Origin of the sequence: Actinoplanes sp. NPDC048791, assembly GCF_040650095.1 — a bacterium.
In the GTDB taxonomy this organism is placed as follows: Bacteria; Actinomycetota; Actinomycetes; order Mycobacteriales; family Micromonosporaceae; genus Actinoplanes.
Genome location: NZ_JBEZGQ010000040.1, coordinates 1 through 19,903, shown reverse-complemented (window position 1 = coordinate 19,903; position 19,903 = coordinate 1). Strand labels below are relative to the sequence as shown.

The window sequence follows — 19,903 nt, the reverse complement described above, 5'->3', positions numbered from 1 at the left end:
CGCGATTGCGGCTGGCGCGTCTGATCGTCGACTGCGGCTGGTCACCCGCACGAGCAGCCCGTCGCGGGAGTCCGGCTCAGCAACCGCGAGCCGGACCTGGACGACACCCCGGTGGCCGGCCCCTCGGCCGTACCGGCCACGACCCCGGCACCGGCCACCGCCAACGCCCCCAGACCGACCACCCCGGCCGCGACCGCCACCGACCCCAAGCCACCCCGCACCACCACGGGCACGCCGTCGTCCCCGTCGGTGACCACGCCGTCCAGCTCCGCGCCGCAGACCGACCGTGACGGTTACCTGAGCTCGACCGGCAAGATCGACCCGAACACCAGCGACGGCTGGACGCAGGACAGCGTGACCCTGAAGTCGACCCGCAAGATCACTGCTCTGGATGTCACCGTGGAGGTCGCGCTGACCCCGGGCGTCGTCGAGACCGGCCGGTGGAGCACGGTGTCCGACGATCTGCTCGCCATCAGCAGCAGCCGGACCAACAAGATGCTGGTCTTCCGCTTCACGCTGCGGCCGGGCAAAACTCTCGCACCGGGCGAGTACACGTTCGCCGCGCAGTTCAACCACACCGTGGGCAAGCACTCGCCGGCCGAGGACAGCTACGAAGCCAGGATCACCGGGGACGGCAAGGACGCGAAGGTGAGCGGCACCTTCATGCCGCAGCAGTGACGGCGTCGTCGCAGACCCGGTCGCGGCCGGCGCGTTTCGCGGCGTAGAGGTTGCGGTCGGCGGCGGCCAGTGCCGACGCCGGGGTCGCCGCAGGACCGGTCACGGTGGTGACGCCGATGCTGCACGTCACCGGCAGGCCGCCGGTGAGCGCGGCCCAGTCCTCGCCGGCCACCGCCGACCGGATCCGCTCGCAGGTCTGCCGGGCCTGCGCGGCGTCGGTCCCCGGCAGCAGGACGACGAACTCCTCGCCGCCGATCCGGGCGATGACCGCGTCCGGCGGTGCGGCCGCGGTGAGCACCCCGGCCAGGCGCCGCAGCACCAGGTCCCCGGTCGCGTGCGACCGCGTGTCGTTGACCCGCTTGAAGTGGTCCAGGTCGAGCAGCGCGACCGACACCGGCGTGCCGTCGGCGGCGGTGGCCAGCACTGCGGGCAGCTCCTCGTCGGCGTGGCGCCGGTTGTGCAGGCCGGTCAGAGCATCGCGGTGGGCCAGCTCGCGGAAGGTGTCCGTGGCCCGGCGCGCCTCCTCGGCCTGGTAGACCGCCTGCAGGGCCCGGGACCGGGCGTCCTGCTGGGCCGAGGTGAGCACCCGGGTCTCGACGTGGAAGCGGCGGTACTCCTCGAACGCCTCCTGATAGCGGCCGGTGGCGGCGTGCAGCAGCGCCTGCTGTTCACGGCCCTGGGCCTGCAGCCCGGCCAGGTCGTGCTCGGCGCACAACCGGAACAGCCGGTCGAGCAGCGTCTGGGCGCGCTCGGCCGCCCCCAGCTCGCGGTACGCCTCGGCCGCGGTGAGCAGGGCCTCCTCGAGCGCGTTGCCCACGTCGATGAGGTGCCGGGGCGCGTCGTCGGCCAACAGGGGCGCGAGGATCTGGGCCACCTCGCGGTGCCGCCCGCCCAGCATCGCCACCCGGGCCAGAGTGTCCAGGCAGGTGGCGTTCAGCTGGATCCCGGCGCTCTCGGCGGTCGCCCGCATCCGGCGTACGAGCTCCTCGGCGGCCGGCAGGTCACCGCGCTCGTACGCGGTGTACGTCATGTTGTTGAGCAGGTGCAGGGCCAGCTCGCTGTCGTGGTGGGCGGTGGCCAGCGCGAGCGCCTCGGTGAACGCCCGCAGCGCCTCCTGCGGTGAGCCGGTCTCGTCCAGCAGCACGGCCAGGCACATCAGGTGCCGGCTGCGGATGGCCGGCGGCACGTCGGCGGCGGTGTGCGACATGCACTGCACGGCGTGGGCCAGCGCGGTGGCGTTGTCGCCCAGCTGCCGGAAGAAGATCGACAGCGCCCGGTGGCAGCGGGCCAGCAGGTAGTCGCCGCCCAGTTCCACGGCTTCCGGGTAGACCCGGTGGGTCAGTCGCCCGCCCTCGACGGTCTCGCCCTCGCGGAGCATGACCACGGCCCGCGCCAGACGGGCCCGCAGCACCAGGTCCGGGCGGCCGATTCCCGCGGCGGCGCGTTCGATGCGCTCGGCCACGGCCGCGTCGTCGTGGAAGGAGGCGGTGAAGCCGATCTCCAGGGTCAGCAGGTCATCGGCCAGGCGGCCGGCGTCGACCGGCGCGTGTGTCGTGGTCACGATGCTCCCAGGGCTGGATGGCTCCCCAGACTGGCGGTCCGGGGGTGCAGCACGGGTGCGCGGCGGTGGCGATCGGGGAGCGGCCCGGCCCGGGGGTGACGGACCGGGCCGCTGTGGGAACCCCGGTTGGCACGGGGCGTCAGGCGGCCGCGCAGGCGGCGATGGTGAAAGGTGCGGTGCGGGGAACGGCGGTGCCGGCCGGGTCAGGCAGCCGCGCAGGTCACGGCCGGCGTGGTGTTGGTGCCGGTCGAGCTCGCGGTGAAGCCCCAGGTGGTGCTCGCGCCGGCCGCCAGCGAGCCGTTGTACGGCGCGTTGCGGGCGGTCACCGCGTCACCGGAGCTGGTGACCGTGGCGTTCCAGGTGTTGGTGAAGCGCTGGCCGCTGGGCCAGGTCCACGTCACGGTCCACGAGGTGATCGCCGCGTTGCCGGCCTTGACGGTGACCGCGCCCTGGAAGCCGCCGCCCCACTGGCCGCCGACCGTGTAGGTGGCCGTGCAGGACTTGCCCGCGGGCGGCGGGGTCGACGTGCCGGGCGTCGGCGAGACCGTCGGTGAGACCGGCGGCGTGGTCGGCGTGGTGGGCTGCACGCCACCGAAGACCGACGCCTCCCGGGAGGTCGCCTTGATGCCGTTGGCGCCGTTGAACAGGCGCTGACCCCACGAGGTCAGGGCCGCGGCGTTGAAGTTGGTGACCAGGTCCAGGTACTCCACGCCGCCGCCGTTGCCGCTCCACGACCAGCCCAGGTAGCCGATGCCGCGGGCCTGGGCGGTGGCCAGGATGGTGTCCTCGTCGGGGTCGCCGTCGGAGTGGTTGTGGCCGAACTCGCCGACCACGACGGGCAGCCCGGCGGTGACGAACCGGCCCAGGTAGTCGTTGATCTCGGCGGCGGTGTCGAACACGCCGTACATGTGGATCGAGAAGATGGTGTTGCGCTGCGGGTCGGTGGCGAACACCGAGGCCGCGTTGTCGCGCATGGTGAAGGACCAGTCCTGGCCCCAGTTCGGGGCGTCCACCATGATCGAGTGCTCGAAGCCGGCGGCGCGCAGCCGGGTGATCGCGTTCTTGGTGTCCGCGACCCAGCCCGCGGCGTTGGTGTTGCCGTACGGCTCGTTGCCGATGTTGAGGATGACGTAGCGCTCCTGGCCGGCGAGCGCGCTCTTGACGCTGATCCAGTAGTCGACGGCCTGGGCCAGGGTCGCCGCGCCGGCCTGCTCGCCGTACCCGGTGGTGTCGTGGGCCTCCAGCACGCAGATCAGGCGGTTGGCCTTGCACTGGCTGATCACGGCGGAGACGTTGGCAGCGTTGTCAGGACCCCAGCGTTGCCCGCTGCCGAGCACGATCCGGACCGTGTTGGCGCCGAGCGCCTTGATGTCGGCCAGCGCCTGCGGCGTGCGGTCCTGGTACCAGGTGTGGGCGTGGTTGACGCCGCGCATGACGAAGTTGTTGCCGTTCGCGTCCAGGATGCGGCTGCCGCTGACGGTGAAGCCCGCCGCCGCCTGCGCGGGCTGGGCCGCCACGGTGACCAGGCCGGTCACCGTGACGAGCAGGGCGGCCAGGCCGCCGAGAAGTCTGTGTCGTGACGATCGGTGTCGCATGTGGTCCTCCATCGATGTCGGAAGCGCTCCCACGATCGATTGACCGACATCTTCCTACCTACTCGGTTCAGTCCTTGTCAACACGGCAGAAACCTCGGCGTGACGGGTGGGTCATTTGTTTCCGGCTCTTGACAACGAAATGTCAACGGCCCACATTCATGGGAGCGCTCCCATGTTCATGACCGTCGATGGCGCATCCGCGGCGTCGCAGCCGTGCCCGGAGAGGAACCCCTTTGCGACGACCAAGATTCACCACGGTGGCCGTTGCCGCGCTGCTCATCGGCGCGACGACCTTCGTTGCCACCGCGGCCGACCGTCCCCGGCCGGCCGGCGCGGCCGCCGCCGTCGACGCGTACAACTGGAAGAACGTCCGGATCGACGGCGGCGGCTTCGTGCCGGGCCTGATCTTCAACCGGACCGAGAAGAACCTGATCTATGCGCGCACCGACATCGGCGGCGCGTACCGGTGGAACCAGGCCGGGCAGAACTGGGTGCCGCTCCTGGACTGGGTGGGCCAGGAGAACTGGGGCTACAACGGCGTCACGAGCATCGCGACGGACCCGGTCGATCCCGACCGGGTCTACGCGGCGGTGGGCATGTACACCAACAGCTGGGATCCCAACAACGGCGCGATCCTGCGCTCGGCCGACCGCGGCGCGACCTGGCAGGTCACCACGCTGCCGTTCAAGAACGGCGGCAACATGCCCGGCCGCGGCATGGGGGAGCGGCTGGCGATCGACCCGCACGACCACAGCCACGTGTTCTACGCCGCCGAGGGCGGCAACGGCCTCTGGCGCAGCACAGACTACGGCGCGACCTGGGCGAAGGTCACCGCGTTCCCGAACGCCGGCAACTACGTGCAGGATCCGGCCGACACCAACGGCTACCTGAGCCAGAACCAGGGCCTGACCTGGGTCACCTTCGACGACGTCAGCCGTGATGTCTACGTCGGCGTGGCGGACAAGGCCAACCCGGTCTACCGCTCCACCGACGGCGGCAGCACCTGGGCGCGGGTCCCCGGCCAGCCCACCGGCTACCTGCCGCACAAGGGCGTCCTGGACTCGGTCAACCACTACCTCTACGTGGCCACCAGCGACACCGGCGGCCCGTACGACGGTGGCAAGGGACAGGTCTCGCGGCTCAACACGGTGACGGGGGAGTGGACCGACGTCAGCCCGGTCAAGCTCAGCGCCGGCGCCGACCTCTACTTCGGCTACTCCGGCCTGACCGTGGACCGGCAGCGGCCCGGCACGCTGATGGTGGCCACCCAGATCTCCTGGTGGCCGGACGCGATCTTCTTCCGCAGCACCGACAGCGGCGCCACCTGGACCCGGATCTGGGACTTCACCAGCTATCCGAGCCAGTCCAAGCGCTACACCATGGACATCTCGGCGAACCCGTGGCTGGACTTCAACACCAACCCGCAGCCGCCCGAGGCCACGCCCAAGCTCGGCTGGATGAACGAGTCGGTCGAGATCGACCCGCTGGACTCCAACCGGCTGCTCTACGGCACCGGCGCCACCGTCTACGGCACCACCCAGCTGACCAACTGGGACAAGAACACGACGTTCACCATCAAGCCGATGGCCAAGGGTCTCGAGGAGACCGCGGTGCTCGACCTGGCCAGCCCGCCGTCCGGGGCGCCCCTGGTCAGCGCGCTCGGTGACATCGGCGGGTTCCACCACACCGACCTGGACACCGTCCCGGCGAGCTTCCACGACACCCCGAGCCTGGGCAGCAACACCAGCCTGGACTTCGCCGAGCTGAGCCCGGCCTTCTTCGTCCGGGTCGGCAACGCCGACGCGGCACCGCACATCGGCGTCTCCAACGACGGCGGCAAGAACTGGTACAACGGCCAGGAACCGGCGGGCGTCACCGGCGGTGGCAAGGTGGCCGTGGGGTCCGACGCCAACGCCGTGGTCTGGGCCCCGGCCGGCGTGGGCGTGCACTACTCGACCACCCGGGGCAGCTCCTGGACGGCCTCCACCGGCATCCCGGCCGGCGCGGAGATCGTCAGTGACCGGGTCGACCCCAAGACCTTCTACGGGTACGCGGCCGGCAAGGTCTACGTCAGCAAGAACGGCGGTGCCACCTTCACCGCCTCGGCGGCGACCGTGCCCACCACCGGGAACGTCAAGCTGCACACCGTCGCCGGCCGTACCGGGGACGTGTGGCTGGCCGGCGAGACCGGGCTGCTGCACTCCACCGATGCCGGTGCGACGTTCACGGCGGTCGCCGGCGTCAGCCAGGCGATCAACGTCTCCACCGGCAAGGCCGCGCCGGGAGCCGCGTACCCGGCGGTCTTCACGATCGGCACGGTCGACGGCGTGGCCGGGGTCTTCCGCTCCGACAACGGCGGGACTGGCTGGGTGCGGATCAACGACGACGCCCACCAGTACGGCAACGCGGGCGAGGCACTGGCCGGTGACCCCCGGGTTTACGGCCGGGTCTACCTCGGCACCAACGGCCGCGGCATCCTCTACGCCGACCGCACCGGCGGATCCACCCCGCCGCCGGTGACCCCGTCCGCCTCGGCCTCGGCCACCCCGCCGCCGGTGACCCCGTCCACCTCGGCGTCGGCCACCCCGCCGCCGCCGACGACGACCGGATGCACCGCGACCTACCAGATCACCGGTACCTGGGGCGGTGGCTTCCAGGGTGAGGTGACCGTCCGCAACACCGGCACAGCCCCCACGAAGACCTGGTCCGTCGGCTGGACGTTCGGCAACGGCCAGGTCGTCTCGCAGGTCTGGGGCGGCACCGGTGGTCAGACCGGCACGGCCGTGACCGTGCGCGACGCCGGCTGGAACGGCGTGCTGGCCGCGAACGCGACCACCACGTTCGGCTTCCTCGCCTCCACCACCGGCACCAACCCCCTTCCGTCGCCGATCACCTGTGCGGCCACGTCATGACCCGCCCCACCCCCAGGAAGGACCCGCGATGAGATCCCCCCTGTCCACCCGATCGCGTTATCGACGCGGTCTCGCGGCCTCGGCTGCGGCGTTACTCGCCGCCGGCCTGGTCGTCGCCGGCTCGTCGCCCGCGCAAGCGGCCGCCGGCTGCACGGTCGTCTACCGTGTGCAGAGCCAATGGAGCGGCGGCTTCACCGGTGACATCGCCATCACCAACTCCGGTGACCCGCTGAGCAGCTGGAAGCTGGAGTACGACTTCCCGGACGCGGCCCAGAAGGTCACCCAGGGCTGGAGCGCCACCTACGCGCAGAGCGGTCAGCACGTCACCGTCTCCAACGCGGCGTGGAACGGCACCCTCGGCACCGGCGCCACGGTCAGCACGGGCTTCAACGGCACCTTCGGCTCGGCCAACCCGGTCCCGACGGCGTTCACCCTCAACGGCACCGCCTGCAACCAGACCGCCGCCGTACCGACGGTGTCGATCAGCAGCCCGGCGGCCAACACCCGGTTCAGCGCGCCCGCCTCGATCCCGATCGCGGCGACCGCCACGGCGACCAGCGGCCGGACCATCAGCAAGGTCGAGTTCTACCACGACGGCCTGCTGCTGGGCACCGACACCACGGCGCCGTACGCCTACACGTGGGAGAGCGTCCCGGCCCAGACCGCGGCGTACCGCGTGCAGGCCATCGCGTACGACTCGACGAACGCCAAGAGCGCGACCGCCGACGTACCGGTGTTCGTCGACGCGGCCACCAACCCGGCGGTCGTCACCGACCCCACCTCGCTGACCGTCGCTCCCGGCGAGTCCGCGACGTTCAAGGTGGCGCTGTCCAAGGCGCCCACCGCGAGCACCACCGTGGCGATCGCCCGCACCGCTGGAGCCACCACGGTCTCGGCGACGCCCGCGTCGCTGACCTTCACCACCGCGAACTGGAACACGGCGCAGACGGTCACCGTCGCCGCGACCGCCGCGGCTGCACTGAACTCCACCGCCACCTTCAGCGCCACGGCCACCGGGCACACCGCGGCCAGCGTGACCGCGACGGTGCTGGCCAAGGGCAGTGCCGACGCCCGGTTCACCCAGCTCTACAGCGACATCAAGAACCCGGCCAACGGCTACTTCAGCCCGGACGGCGTGCCGTACCACTCGATCGAGACGCTGATCGACGAGGCGCCCGACCACGGCCACGAGACGACCTCCGAGGCGTTCAGCTACTGGCTGTGGCTGGAGGCCGAGCACGGTCAGGTGACCGGGGACTGGGCGCCGTTCAACGCGGCGTGGACGACGATGGAGAAGTACATCATTCCCCAGCACGTCGACCAGCCCACCAACGACAAGTACGACCCGAGCAAGCCGGCCACCTACGCCGCTGAGCACCCGTTGCCGTCGGAATACCCGTCGCAGCTGGAGAGCGGCGTCTCGGTGGGCACGGACCCGCTGGCCAACGAGCTGAAGAGCGCGTACGGCACCTCGGACATCTACGGCATGCACTGGCTGATGGACGTCGACAACGTGTACGGCTTCGGCCACTGCGGTGACGGCACCAGCAAGAACGTGTTCATCAACACCTTCCAGCGCGGCCCGCAGGAGTCCACCTTCGAGACCGTGCCGCAGCCGTCCTGCGACACGTTCAAGCACGGCGGCCCCAACGGCTACCTCGACCTGTTCACCAAGGACGCGTCGTACGCCAAGCAGTGGAAGTACACCAACGCCCCCGACGCCGACTCGCGGGCCGTGCAGGCCGCCTACTGGGCGCTGACCTGGGCGACCGCGCAGGGCAAGCAGTCCCAGCTGTCCGCCGCGGTGGCCAACGCCGCCAAGATGGGCGACTACCTGCGCTACTCCTTCTACGACAAGTACTTCAAGAACCCGGGTTGCACCTCGACGTCCTGCGCCGCGGGCTCCGGCAAGAGCAGCTCGAACAACCTGATGTCCTGGTACTACGCCTGGGGCGGGGCCACCGACACGCAGGCCGGCTGGGCCTGGCGGATCGGCTCCAGCACCAGCCACTTCGGCTACCAGAACCCGATGGCGGCGTACGTGCTGTCCAACGTCCCGGGCATGGCTCCGAAGTCGCCCACGGCCAAGGCCGACTGGCAGGCCAGCCTCAACCGGCAGCTGGAGTTCTACCAGTGGCTGCAGTCGAGTGAGGGCGGTATCGCCGGTGGCGCGACCAACAGCTGGCAGGGTGCGTACAAGGCCCCGCCGGCGGGCACCCCGACGTTCTACGGTCTGTCCTACGTCGAGGCGCCGGTCTACGAGGACCCGCCGTCCAACCGGTGGTTCGGCATGCAGACGTGGTCGCTGGAGCGGCTCGCCGAGTACTACTACCTGACCAACGACGCCAAGGCGAAGTCCGTCCTGGACAAGTGGGTCACCTGGGCCCTGGACAACACCGAGATCGGCACGTCGAGCTTCGCCATCCCGTCGGACCTGGCGTGGACCGGCAAGCCGGTCACCTGGAACCCGTCGAGCCCGGCCGCCAACACCGGCCTGCACGTCGAGGTCACCAGCAAGGGCCAGGACCTCGGGGTCGCCGGCTCGTACGCCAAGCTGCTCACCTACTACGCCGCCAAGTCGGGCAACGCGCGGGCCAAGACGGCCGCCAAGGGCCTGCTGGACGCCATCTGGGCGTACAAGGACCCGAAGGGCGTGTCGGTCACCGAGACCCGCGCCGACTACAACCGGATGGACGACCGCTACGACGCGGCCACCGGTCAGGGCATCTACATCCCGCCGGGCTGGAGCGGCAAGATGCCGAACGGCGACGAGATCAAGCCGGGTGTGTCCTTCCTGGACATCCGTTCCTTCTACAAGAACGACCCGGACTACCCGAAGGTCGACGCCTACCTCAAGGGCGGCGCGGCCCCGACCTTCAACTACCACCGATTCTGGGCCCAGGTCGACGTGGCCACCGGCTACGCGGACTTCGCCCGCCTCTTCCCGAACGGCTGAGAGGACCGAGATGAAGAGAAGATTCCTGTACGCGGCCGCGATACTGCTCGCCACCGGCGTGGGCGTGACCGTGGTGCAGACCAGCGCGTCGGCGCACGGGGCCATGATGGTCCCCGGTAGCCGGACCTACTTCTGCTGGAAGGACGGCCTCTCCGGGACCAACGGAGCGATCGTGCCGAAGAACCCGGCCTGCGCCGCCGCGGTGGCGCAGGGCGGCACCACCCCGCTCTACAACTGGTTCGCCGTGCTGCGTTCGGACGGGGGCGGCCGGATGTCCGGCTTCATCCCGGACGGCCAGCTGTGCAGTGGCGGCACCGGGGGCCCGTACAACTTCACCGCCTACAACGCCGCTCGCAACGACTGGCCGCAGACCCACCTCACGGCGGGCGCCAGCATGCGGTTCGACTACAACAACTGGGCCAAGCACCCGGGCACGTTCTCGCTGTACATCACCAAGGACAGCTGGAGCCCGACCCGCCCGCTGGCCTGGAGCGACCTCGAGTCGACCCCGTTCTCGCAGGTGGTCAACCCCGAGTCGGTCGGCGGCCCGGGCACCAACGACGGCCGGTACTCGTGGACCGGGCGCCTGCCCTCGGGCAAGAGCGGCAAGCACCTCATCTACTCGGTGTGGTCCCGCTCGGACAGCCAGGAGACCTTCTACGGCTGTTCGGACGTGACCTTCGACGGTGGCAACGGTGAGGTGACCGGCGTCGGTGACGGGACCATCCCGCCTCCGTCGACCGATCCGACGACCCCGCCGCCGTCCGACCCGACGAGCCCGCCGCCGTCGTCGAGCGGGCCGACCAGCCCGCCGCCGGGTACCAGCAGCGGCTGCTCCGCGATGTACAACGTCACGGGCTCCTGGGGCGGTGGCTTCCAGGGCGAGGTCATGGTCCATGCGGCGAGCACGCCGGTGAGCAAGTGGAAGGTGTCGTGGACGTTCCCCGGCGGGCAGACCGTCAGCCAGCTGTGGAGCGGCAAGTACACCGGTAGCGGATCACTGGCCACGGTGGCGAACGAGTCGTGGAACGGCTCGATCGCGGCCAACAGCTACACCACGTTCGGTTTCACCGGCACCGGATCGACGCCACTCACGGTGCAGAACCTGAGCTGCACCACGGCGTGAGATGAAGGGGGCCCGGGGCGCGGAAGCGCTCCGGGCCTCTGCGCGTCCGGGGAACGTCAGCGGCGGGACCGGCGCTTGGGCGGGGCCGCGGTGCTGGCCCGCACGACCAGCTCGGGGGTGACGACGACGTGGGCCGGGGACTCGGGACCGGCCATGTGCTCCAGCAGCAGGGCCAGGCTGAGCCGGCCGAGCTCGGCGAAGTCCTGGCGCACCGTGGTCAGCGGGGGCAGGAAGTATCCCGAGTCCGGCATGTCGTCGAAGCCGACGACGCTGACCTCCTCGGGCACCTTGCGGCCGGCCTCGTGCAGGGCGCGCAGCACGCCCAGGGCGATCCGGTCGTTGGCGCAGAAGATCGCCGTGACGGCCGGGTCCCGGGCCAATGCCTGGCCCTGCACGTAACCGGTTTCGGCGTTCCAGGACTGCGGCAGGATCGGCGGCACCTCGGCGCCGGCCGCGGTCAGGGTGTCGCGCCAGCCGGCGATCCGCTCCTGCGCCTCCGGCCAGTCGCCCGGACCGGCGACGTGGTGCACCGTGCGATGACCCAGGTAGAGCAGGTGCCGGGTGGCGAGCTGGGCGCCGCCGGCGTTGTCCACGCGTACGGTCGGGACCCCGTCGGCGCCACCGGCCCCGCCGACCGCCACACAGGACAGGCCGGCCGGGGCCTGCGTCAGGGCGTCGGTGACCGCGTGCTTGGGGGCGATGGCGATGATGCCGTCCACCGCGTGCTGGCGCAGCCGGTCGACGGCCTCCAGCACCGGCCGGCGTTCCAGGTTGCGGAAGGTGGCGATGCTGACCAGGTAACCGGCGGTGCGGGCGGCGTCCTCGATGCCGTACAGCATGGAGGCCGGGCCGAACAGGGTGGTCTCGAAGCCGATGATGCCCAGGGTGTGCGACTGCCGGGTGACCAGCGTACGGGCGGCCAGGTTGCGGCGGTAGTCCAGCGACTCCATCGCCTCGAGGACCCGGGCGCGGGTCTCCTGCCGGACGTTCGGGTGCTCGTTGAGGACCCGCGACACCGTCTGGTGAGAGACGCCCGCGAGCTTGGCGACGTCACGCATGACCGCCGCCGGCTTCTTCGATGGCACGCAGTTCCCCTTGTCGCTCCCGCACCGGTGTCGGCCACAGTGTAGTTCTTTCAAGTTTCCGAACAGTGCCCTTGACCTCGGTGTCGGCGCTCGGTCAGCGCTTGCTAGGTCACGATACGGAACGATCTCTTGACGCCGGGATTGGGAACGGTAACACTCCTGAAACGCACCGTGTGACGGGAGCCACTGCATCGAGCGGCTTGGCTGTCGTCTGGCTGCTCCGCGCGTTCCCACCCCCGGACGCCGTGGGACTGCCGCTCTCCTTCCTGTCAATTGAAGACCGGCTTCGCGAAGTTCAGATTGTGAACGCTAACAAATGAGATACCTGGAGGACGTTGTGCTCAAGAAATGGTCCGCTGCGGTCCTGGCCGGCGCGCTGGCGGTCGGCGCCCTCGCGGGATGTGGTGGTGACGACGCCGGCAGCGGTGACGCCGGTGGCGGCAGTGGCAAGATCACCATGGGCTTCTCCCAGGTCGGCGCCGAGAGCGGCTGGCGTACGGCGAACACCAAGTCGATCCAGGACTCGGCCGCCACGGCCGGCATCGACCTGAAGTTCTCCGACGCCCAGGGCAAGCAGGAGAACCAGATCAAGGCGATCCGGTCCTTCATCGCCCAGCGCGTCGACGTGATCGCCTTCTCGCCGGTCGTGGAGTCCGGCTGGGACACGGTGCTCAAGGAGGCCAAGGACGCGAACATCCCGGTGATCCTCACCGACCGTTCGGTGGACTCCCAGGACAAGTCGCTGTACAAGACCTTCATCGGCTCCGACTTCGTGCTCGAGGGCAAGAAGGCCGGCGAGTGGCTGGTCAAGGAGTACGAGGGCAAGACCGGCGACGTCAACATCGTCGAGCTGCAGGGCTCGCCCGGCGCGGCCCCGGCCAACGACCGCAAGGCCGGCTTCGCCGACGTCATCAAGGCCGACCCCAAGTTCAAGGTCATCGCCTCGCAGACCGGTCAGTTCACCCGGACCGACGGCAAGGAGGTCATGGAGGCCTTCCTCAAGGCCCACCCGAAGATCGACGTGCTGTACGCGCACAACGACGACATGGGCCTGGGCGCGATCGAGGCGATCGAGGCGGCCGGCAAGAAGCCCGGCACCGACATCAAGATCATCACGGTCGACGCGGTCAAGGACGGCATGACGGCGCTCGCCGGTGGCAAGATCAACTACATCGTGGAGTGCAGCCCGCTGCTCGGCCCACAGCTGATGGACCTGGCCAAGAAGGTCAAGGCCGGCGACACGGTGGAGCAGCGCGTGCTCACCGAGGAGACCACCTTCACCCAGGAGCAGGCCAAGGCCGCTCTGCCGGACCGCAAGTACTGAGCGGACCGTAGGTACCAGTCACGCACGAGCGGCACCGCCCCGGCCGGCAAGCCGGGGCGGTCCGCCGTCGACAAGGAGCAAACAATGGGTGACCCGCCGATCCTGCAGATGACCGGCATCCGCAAGACCTTCCCGGGCGTGGTCGCGCTCGACGGCGTCGACTTCTCGCTGCGGCCGGGTGAGGTCCACGCCCTGATGGGCGAGAACGGTGCCGGCAAGTCGACCCTGATCAAGGTCCTGACCGGGGTCTACGGCATCGACGCCGGCGACATCCGGCTCAACGGCACCCCGGTGCGCTTCGGCGGGCCGCTGCAGGCCCAGCAGGCCGGCATCAGCACGGTCTACCAGGAGGTGAACCTCTGCGCGAACCTCTCCGTGGCCGAGAACATCTTCATCGGCCGCGAGCCCCGGCGCCTCGGCAAGATCCGCTGGTCGGAGATGCGCCGCCGCTCGGCCGCCCTGCTCGCCGGGCTGGACCTGCACCTGGACGTGGCCGCGCCGCTGAGCACGTACTCGCTGGCCATCCAGCAGATGGTCGCGATCGCCCGGGCGATCGACATCTCGGCCAAGGTGCTGATCCTGGACGAGCCCACCTCCAGCCTCGACGCCTCCGAGGTGGAGCGCCTGTTCGAGGTCATGCGCCGGCTCAAGCGCGACGGTGTGGCCATCCTGTTCATCTCGCACTTCCTGGACCAGGTCTACGCCGTGGCGGACCGGATGACCGTGCTGCGCAACGGCACCCTCATCGGCGAGTACGCCACCGCCGAGCTGACCCAGATGCAGCTGGTCACCAAGATGATCGGCAAGGAACTGACGGTGCTGGAGCGCCTCGAGGAGGAGCCGCGCACGGTCACGGCCGACGCGCCGCGGGAGCCCATCATCGAAGCCCACGCGCTGGGCCGCACGGGCGCCATCGCCCCGTTCGACCTGACCATCCGCGGTGGGGAGATCGTCGGGCTGGCCGGGCTGCTCGGCTCGGGCCGGACCGAACTGGCCCGGCTGCTGTTCGGCGCGGACCGCCCCGACGAGGGCACCATCAAGATCGACGGCAATCCGGTCGCCCTGCGGACCCCGCGGGTGGCGATGAACCACGGCATCGCGTTCTCCTCGGAGAACCGGCGTACCGAGGGTGTCGTCGGCGAGCTCAGCGTGCGGGAGAACATCGTGCTCGCGCTGCAGGCGTCCCGCGGCTGGTCCCGGCCGATCCCGCGGCGCAAGCAGGACGAGCTGGTCGAGCGCTACATCAAGACCCTCGGCATCCGCCCGGCCGACCCGGACGTGGCCGTACGCAACCTCAGCGGCGGCAACCAGCAGAAGGTGCTGCTGGCCCGCTGGCTCATCACCGAGCCCCGGCTGCTCATCGTGGACGAGCCGACCCGCGGCATCGACGTCGGCGCCAAGGCCGAGATCCAGCGGCTGCTGGTCGAGCTGGCCGACGGCGGGATGGCCGTGCTCTTCGTCAGCGCCGAGCTCGAGGAGGTGCTCCGGCTCAGCCACAAGATCGAGGTGCTGCGCGAGCGGCACCTGGTCGAGGAACTCGACAACACCGGCGGCGGCGTCGACGCCGACCGTGTCATGCAGGCCATCGCGAGTGGAGCTACCCCGTGACCGCCATCGTCAAGCACCGGCTCTTCTGGCCCGCCGTCGTGCTCGTCCTGCTGCTGGTCAGCAACGTCTTCTTCGCCCCGCGCTTCTTCACGATCACCCTGCAGGACGGCCACCTGTACGGCTCGCTGATCGACGTGCTGCGCTCGGCCACCCCGCTGGCCCTGGTCGCCCTGGGCATGACGATGGTCATCGCCACCGGCGGCATCGACCTGTCGGTCGGCTCGGTGATGGCGATCTCCGGCGCCGTGGCGTGTCTGTTCATCGGTGACCTGAGCGATCAGGGCAGCGTCGCCGGCGTGCTGCTGGCGGTCGGCCTGGCCCTGGTCCTGTCGCTGGTGGCGGGCATCTGGAACGGCGTCCTGGTGTCGGTGATCGGGATCCAGCCCATCATCGCCACGCTGATCCTGATGGTGGCCGGGCGGGGCATCGCCCAGCTGCTCACCGGCGGCCAGATCATCAACGTGTCGTCACCGCCGTTCCGGGTGATCGGCGCGGGCTACGCACTGGCCATCCCGGTCTCGGTGATCATCGTCGCAGTCGTGGTGGCCGCGGCCGTGCTGCTCATCCGCCGCTCGGCGCTGGGCGTGCTGGTCGAGGCCGTGGGCGCCAGCCCGACCGCGAGCCGGCTGGCCGGCATCCGGTCCCGCGGGCTCACCATCATGGCGTACATGTTCGCCGCCGTCTGTGCCGGCATCGCGGGCCTGATCTTCAGCTCCAACGTGGCCAGCGCCGACAGCAACGCGGCGGGCAACCTCATCGAGCTGGACGCCATCCTCGCGGTGGTGATCGGCGGTACGGCGCTGACCGGCGGCCGCTTCTCGATCGCGGGCAGCGTGCTCGGCGCGGTGCTGATCTCGGCGCTGGACATCACGACGTACACGATCGGCGTGCCGGCCGAGACGACCCTGTTGTTCAAAGCGGTCGTGGTCGTCATTCTGTGTCTGAGCCAGTCCGCCGCCTTCCGTGCCGCGGTGTTCCGCCGCCGCCGTACCCCCGCCGTCACTCCCGCAGCCGAGGTGCCCGCATGACCGACGTGAAGGCTCCGCCCCAGCCGGCGGTCACCGTGTCCGCGCCGCACAAGCGGCGCCGGCTCGACCGGCGGCACATCCCGGTGCTGGCCACCCTGGCCCTGCTCGCCCTGATGTACGGCCTGGGCGTCGCCAACTACGACAACTTCTCCGACACCCAGGTCCTGCTCAACGTCTTCGTCGACAACGCCTTCCTGCTCGTCGTCGCGGCCGGCATGACCTTCGTGATCCTCACCGGCGGCATCGACCTGTCGGTGGGCGCGGTGGTCGCCCTGACCACCGTGGTCGCCGCGACGCTGCTCAACGACGGCTGGCCGGCGGCGCTGGTGCTGCCGCTGGTGCTGCTGATCGGCACGACGCTGGGCCTCGGCATGGGCCTGGTCATCCACTACTTCAAGGTGGAGCCGTTCATCGCCACGCTGGCTGGCATGTTCCTGGCCCGCGGCCTGTCGCTGCTGATCAACCGCAACTCCATCCCGATCACCGACCCGTTCTGGACCGCGATGGCCCAGGAGCGGATCCGGTTCGGGCCGGGCATCTTCATCTCCACCAGCGTGGTCATCGCCCTGGTGGTGGTGCTGGCCGGGGCGTTCGTGCTGGCGTACACCCGGTTCGGCCGTACGGTCTACGCGATCGGCGGCAACGCGGACTCGGCCCTGCTGATGGGTCTGCCGGTCGGCCGGACCCGGATCGCGGTCTACACGATCAGCGGGTTCCTGTCCGCGCTCGGCGGTGTGCTGCTCAGCTTCTACATGCTGTCCGGCTACAGCCTGCACGCGCAGGGCATGGAGCTCGATGCGATCGCCGCGGTGGTGATCGGCGGCGTGATCCTGACCGGCGGCTCGGGCTACCTGTTCGGCACTGTGCTGGGCGTGCTGGTGCTGGGCCTGATCCAGACGATCCTCACCTTCCAGGGCACGCTCAGCTCCTGGTGGACCCGGATCGTGGTGGGCATCCTGCTGTTCGCGTTCATCGTGCTGCAGCGCCTGGTCACCAGACGGGCCCGTTAGCGGCACCACGTGAACTGCCCGGCGGACCGCCATCCGCCGGGCAGTTCTCGTTTCAGGACAGGCCCATGGTCAGTCGCCGCGCACGCGGGCGTGCAGGTGCATGTCGTGCCGGCCGTCGGCATGCACGGCGGCGCTGCGCTTCGTGCCCTCCAGCCAAAAGCCGGAGCCGGTGGCGACCCGGCAGGACGCCTGGTTACCGGTCGAGTGGTCCAGCTCCAGGCGGTGGAACCCGGCCTGACCGAGAGCCCAGTCGCTCACGGCGGTGAGCGCCCGCGAGGCCACACCCGCACCCCGGGCGGCCGGAAGCACCCAGTACGCGCACACAGCGACGCCGTCGCTGAAGTCGAAGCCGCGCAGGGCGATGCGTCCCAGCACCGCACCGCCGGCCCGGGTCACCGCCCAGTGCCCGCCCAGCTCCTGCGCCCAGTCCCGCCGGTACTGCTCGAACCACTCGTCGACCTGCTCGGCCGAGGAGGGGCGGCGGGTGTGCCAGCGCCGGATCTCCGGGTCGCTGTAGGCGTCCAGGAAGACCCCGGCGTCAGCCGCTTCCCACGGCCGCAACAGCAGGTCACCGGGGGCGGACAGCACGGGTTGCGGGCCGGCGGCGAGGGTGCCGGCGACGATGGTGGGCGGCGTCGAGAAGGCGGTCACGTCAGCCAGCTTCGCAGCCCGGCCGGCCGGGATGGCACACAGGTCATCTTCCCGGGTGCCGTCCGGCGGGGGAGAATCGACCGAGGTCACGCTGCTCGCACCCGGAGGCGGACATGAACGAAGCGGTCACGCGCCGACGTCAGCGGGGTGTACTGGCCCGGCTCGGCTCCGCGATCGAGGCGCTGTCCTCCCGATCACCCGCGGCGCCCGCCCTGCCCCCGCATCCGGCCCCCGGCAGCCACCGCCACCAGGACGCCCTGGCCGTGCTGACCGCCGCCCGGGCCGTCGTCGGGCACGGCTGGACGCAGCACACCTGGTACGTCATGGAGACGCCGGCCGGCCGCCGCCGCACCATGTCGTCGATCTTCCCCAGCCGCCTGGACCGCACCCGGGTCGTCGAGGCCTGCCTGGTCGGCGCCGTGATGCACGCGGCCTGGCAGCAGAGTCCCCGCCCGGAGCACGCCTACCCCGCAGTGGACGCGCTCTGGTGCACCCTGCTCGGCGGCACCCCGGAGGCCGACCCGGTCGGACCGCTCTCCGCGCCGCCGGTGCGCGTCGCCCGCGTCCGCGACCTGACCACCTGGAACGACCGGCCCTACCGGACCCGGGCCGAAGTGCTCGACCTGCTGGACCGCACCACGGCCCGGATCGCCGACGCGGACCGGCGGCTCACCCCCCGATGACCCGGGCCCGGTGGTCCTGGGCGAGGCCGTGCCGCGGGCAGGGCTCCCGCGGCTCCCGGGGGCACAGCACCCACAGGTCCGACACCGTCAGCCGGTAGAGGCGGTACGAGGAAGACCCGGTCACGTCCTCCCGGTTCACCGGTGCGGCCCCGCCACCGTCGGCCCGGGGATAGCTGCGCAACGCGTGCTCGAGGTCCGCACCGGCCACCTCCCGCGCCTCCCCGACCGCGTAGACGGCCCGGCCGTGATATGGCGCGACTGTGGAATCGAAGACGACCATGCTCACCCGCGGATGCGCGGCGAGGTGACCGGAGTGGACAGCGTCCTGTTCGGACACCCAGTAGTAGTGCCGGTCGCCGGACGGGGCGAAGTAGACCGGGGCGGTCCACGGGTGCCCGTCCGGCCCGGTCGTGCCGAGCACGAGGTAGTGGTTGCTCGCGATGATGCCCCGCGCGTGGGCCAGGAGATCGTCGTCCGTCATGCGAGCACTCTGCCTCACGTACGCGTCATCGGCAGCGCCACACCACGGCCTGGATCGTGCCGGAGGCGTCGTCCGACTGGCCGCCGATGGTGCGGCCGTCGTCGCTCAGGGTGGTGGCGATGTTGGCCAGGCCGCCGGGCTCGTGCGTGGCCAGGTCCGGCAGCACGACCGTCTTGCCGTCGGCCACCAGCACGGCGCGTCCCTGCTTGTCCGTGCCGACCTGCCAGCCGTGGGCGTTCGCCGTGTTCGCGCCGATCTCCAGGCCGTCGATCAGCCGGACCTCGCCGGTGCGGACGTTCCAGCGGACGGCCGTCACGCGGGCCGGCGCCTTCTTGTCGCTTTCCTTGGCTCCGGGGGAGGGGTTGCGGCCGTCGCGGCCGGTGCCGTCGGTGGCCACCCCGGTCGCCCAGCCGTTGCGGATGCTGAAGGCCCGGGCGGTGGCGGCCGGCTTGCCGCCGACGTCCGGCATCGGCAGCTCGCGGTGGGTGCCGTCCGGGAACCAGACGTACGGCCGTTCGTCGTCGAGGGTGCCGACCGCGGTGCCGTCCTCGTCGATGTCCGTCGCCTGGGCCCGGGACGTGCCGGCGGGCACCGGCAGGCGGATCGGCTTCGCGGTCGCCGAGCGCCACAGCAGCGCGGCGTTGCCGGTGTCGTTGTCGCCGACGATCGCGCCGGCCTCGTTGATCGCCAGCGCCGAGCCGCGCCGTACGCCCGGCAGTTTCGCGACCTTGCCGTCGCGGTAGACGTACGGCACCGGGCCGCTGCCGGCGTAACTCCAGCCCACCGCGGTGCCGGCCGAGTTGACGTCGCGCAGGGACTCCTCCAGGTCGCCGGGCAGCAGCACCTTGCGGGCCCGGCCGTCATGCCAGATGACCGCCTGGTAGCCGCCGCCCTTCGGGTACGAGCGGCCGACGATGTACCGGCCGCTCGGGTCGGCCCCGGAGACCAGGGCCATCGGTGCGTTGTCGGGCGCGGGCAGCCGGTCCAGCGTGCAGCTGCTCGGCGGGGTGGCCGCGGGCGCGGTCCATCCGGGGGTGCCCGGAATCGTGTAGAGCGGCGGTTTCACCGAGGCACTGGTGGGAGCGGCGACCTTCGGACGGGGCTCGGCGACCGATCCGGCCGCCACCGACGCGCCGGCCACGGCGATCGCGGTCACCGCGGCGGCGCCGGTGTAGCCCGCCGCGCGGCGGGTGCGGTGCCGGCGG

General features: G+C 70.9%; 14 protein-coding genes and 1 pseudogene. 9 read left to right on the top strand and 6 right to left on the bottom strand.

Annotated elements, in window-relative coordinates; all coding sequences use genetic code 11:
• Positions 1-111: 111 nt before the first annotated feature.
• A complete protein-coding gene (locus AB0C29_RS05620; RefSeq protein ID WP_360815615.1) occupies positions 112-678 on the top strand; it encodes a hypothetical protein in 567 nt (188 codons plus the stop codon).
• Here AB0C29_RS05620 and AB0C29_RS05615 read toward each other — a convergent pair.
• Both AB0C29_RS05615 and AB0C29_RS05610 read right to left on the bottom strand, forming a co-directional pair.
• Positions 662-2,239: a diguanylate cyclase domain-containing protein gene (locus AB0C29_RS05615; RefSeq protein ID WP_360815612.1), complete on the bottom strand. Its 1,578-nt coding sequence runs from the start codon at positions 2,237-2,239 to the stop codon at positions 662-664. The genes AB0C29_RS05620 and AB0C29_RS05615 overlap by 17 nt on opposite strands.
• A 203-nt stretch (positions 2,240-2,442) precedes the next feature.
• Complete coding sequence (locus tag AB0C29_RS05610; protein WP_360815609.1) at positions 2,443-3,834, bottom strand: cellulase family glycosylhydrolase; 1,392 nt, start codon at positions 3,832-3,834, stop codon at positions 2,443-2,445.
• Positions 3,835-4,067: 233 nt separating this feature from the next.
• Here AB0C29_RS05610 and AB0C29_RS05605 point away from each other — a divergent pair, with 233 nt between their 5' ends.
• Genes AB0C29_RS05605 through AB0C29_RS05595 form a run of 3 tightly spaced genes read left to right on the top strand, consistent with a single transcriptional unit; the run spans position 4,068 to position 10,828 of the window.
• Positions 4,068-6,746, top strand: coding sequence for a cellulose binding domain-containing protein (locus AB0C29_RS05605; RefSeq protein ID WP_360815606.1), 2,679 nt, complete (start codon positions 4,068-4,070; stop codon positions 6,744-6,746).
• Positions 6,747-6,774: 28 nt separating this feature from the next.
• Positions 6,775-9,702: a glycoside hydrolase family 48 protein gene (locus tag AB0C29_RS05600; protein WP_360815603.1), complete on the top strand. Its 2,928-nt coding sequence runs from the start codon at positions 6,775-6,777 to the stop codon at positions 9,700-9,702.
• 10 nt (positions 9,703-9,712) lie between these two features.
• Positions 9,713-10,828, top strand: coding sequence for a lytic polysaccharide monooxygenase (locus AB0C29_RS05595; RefSeq protein WP_360815601.1), 1,116 nt, complete (start codon positions 9,713-9,715; stop codon positions 10,826-10,828).
• A 56-nt stretch (positions 10,829-10,884) separates the two neighbouring features.
• On the opposite strand, the gene AB0C29_RS05590 is transcribed toward AB0C29_RS05595, so the two are convergent.
• Complete coding sequence (locus AB0C29_RS05590; RefSeq protein WP_360815598.1) at positions 10,885-11,913, bottom strand: LacI family DNA-binding transcriptional regulator; 1,029 nt, start codon at positions 11,911-11,913, stop codon at positions 10,885-10,887.
• Between the two features lie 316 nt (positions 11,914-12,229).
• Here AB0C29_RS05590 and AB0C29_RS05585 point away from each other — a divergent pair, with 316 nt between their 5' ends.
• From AB0C29_RS05585 to yjfF, 4 genes are all read left to right on the top strand, one after another.
• Positions 12,230-13,237 (top strand): ABC transporter substrate-binding protein, encoded by a 1,008-nt coding sequence (locus AB0C29_RS05585; RefSeq protein ID WP_360815596.1) that lies wholly within the window; start codon positions 12,230-12,232, stop codon positions 13,235-13,237.
• A gap of 84 nt (positions 13,238-13,321) precedes the next feature.
• A complete protein-coding gene (locus AB0C29_RS05580) occupies positions 13,322-14,845 on the top strand; it encodes a sugar ABC transporter ATP-binding protein (RefSeq protein WP_360815593.1) in 1,524 nt (507 codons plus the stop codon).
• Positions 14,842-15,873, top strand: coding sequence for an ABC transporter permease (locus tag AB0C29_RS05575; RefSeq protein WP_360815590.1), 1,032 nt, complete (start codon positions 14,842-14,844; stop codon positions 15,871-15,873). Before AB0C29_RS05580 ends, AB0C29_RS05575 begins: the two co-directional genes overlap by 4 nt.
• Entirely contained in the window at positions 15,870-16,883 is a 1,014-nt protein-coding gene (gene yjfF / locus AB0C29_RS05570; RefSeq protein WP_360815587.1) for a galactofuranose ABC transporter, permease protein YjfF, read from the top strand. Before AB0C29_RS05575 ends, yjfF begins: the two co-directional genes overlap by 4 nt.
• 69 nt (positions 16,884-16,952) lie before the next feature.
• On the opposite strand, the gene AB0C29_RS05565 is transcribed toward yjfF, so the two are convergent.
• Positions 16,953-17,534 carry a GNAT family N-acetyltransferase gene (locus AB0C29_RS05565; protein ID WP_360815618.1) on the bottom strand — a complete coding sequence of 194 codons (582 nt, stop codon included), beginning with the start codon at positions 17,532-17,534 and terminating at the stop codon, positions 16,953-16,955.
• A 113-nt stretch (positions 17,535-17,647) separates the two neighbouring features.
• On the opposite strand from AB0C29_RS05565, the gene AB0C29_RS05560 reads away from it, so the two are divergent.
• A complete protein-coding gene (locus tag AB0C29_RS05560; RefSeq protein ID WP_360815584.1) occupies positions 17,648-18,217 on the top strand; it encodes a hypothetical protein in 570 nt (189 codons plus the stop codon).
• Here the strand turns inward: AB0C29_RS05560 and AB0C29_RS05555 are convergent.
• Together AB0C29_RS05555 and AB0C29_RS05550 are read right to left on the bottom strand one after the other, a co-directional pair.
• The gene (locus AB0C29_RS05555; protein WP_360815581.1) at positions 18,204-18,698 is read right to left on the bottom strand and encodes a pyridoxamine 5'-phosphate oxidase family protein; all 495 of its coding nucleotides are present in this window, start codon (positions 18,696-18,698) and stop codon (positions 18,204-18,206) included. The two genes, AB0C29_RS05560 and AB0C29_RS05555, sit on opposite strands and share 14 nt — an antisense overlap.
• Before the next feature lie 25 nt (positions 18,699-18,723).
• Positions 18,724-19,903: pseudogene (locus AB0C29_RS05550) on the bottom strand (hypothetical protein); the annotation flags it as partial.

What these genes read in the sequence shown, in the direction of transcription:
- AB0C29_RS05555 (WP_360815581.1), bottom strand. Translation starts at nt 18,698, where the DNA reads ATGACGGACGACGATCTCCTGGCCCACGCGCGGGGCATCATCGCGAGC.
- AB0C29_RS05600 (WP_360815603.1), top strand. Translation starts at nt 6,775, where the DNA reads ATGAGATCCCCCCTGTCCACCCGATCGCGTTATCGACGCGGTCTCGCG.
- AB0C29_RS05610 (WP_360815609.1), bottom strand. Translation starts at nt 3,834, where the DNA reads ATGCGACACCGATCGTCACGACACAGACTTCTCGGCGGCCTGGCCGCC.
- AB0C29_RS05580 (WP_360815593.1), top strand. Translation starts at nt 13,322, where the DNA reads ATGGGTGACCCGCCGATCCTGCAGATGACCGGCATCCGCAAGACCTTC.
- AB0C29_RS05585 (WP_360815596.1), top strand. Translation starts at nt 12,230, where the DNA reads ATGAGATACCTGGAGGACGTTGTGCTCAAGAAATGGTCCGCTGCGGTC.
- AB0C29_RS05560 (WP_360815584.1), top strand. Translation starts at nt 17,648, where the DNA reads ATGAACGAAGCGGTCACGCGCCGACGTCAGCGGGGTGTACTGGCCCGG.
- yjfF (WP_360815587.1), top strand. Translation starts at nt 15,870, where the DNA reads ATGACCGACGTGAAGGCTCCGCCCCAGCCGGCGGTCACCGTGTCCGCG.
- AB0C29_RS05595 (WP_360815601.1), top strand. Translation starts at nt 9,713, where the DNA reads ATGAAGAGAAGATTCCTGTACGCGGCCGCGATACTGCTCGCCACCGGC.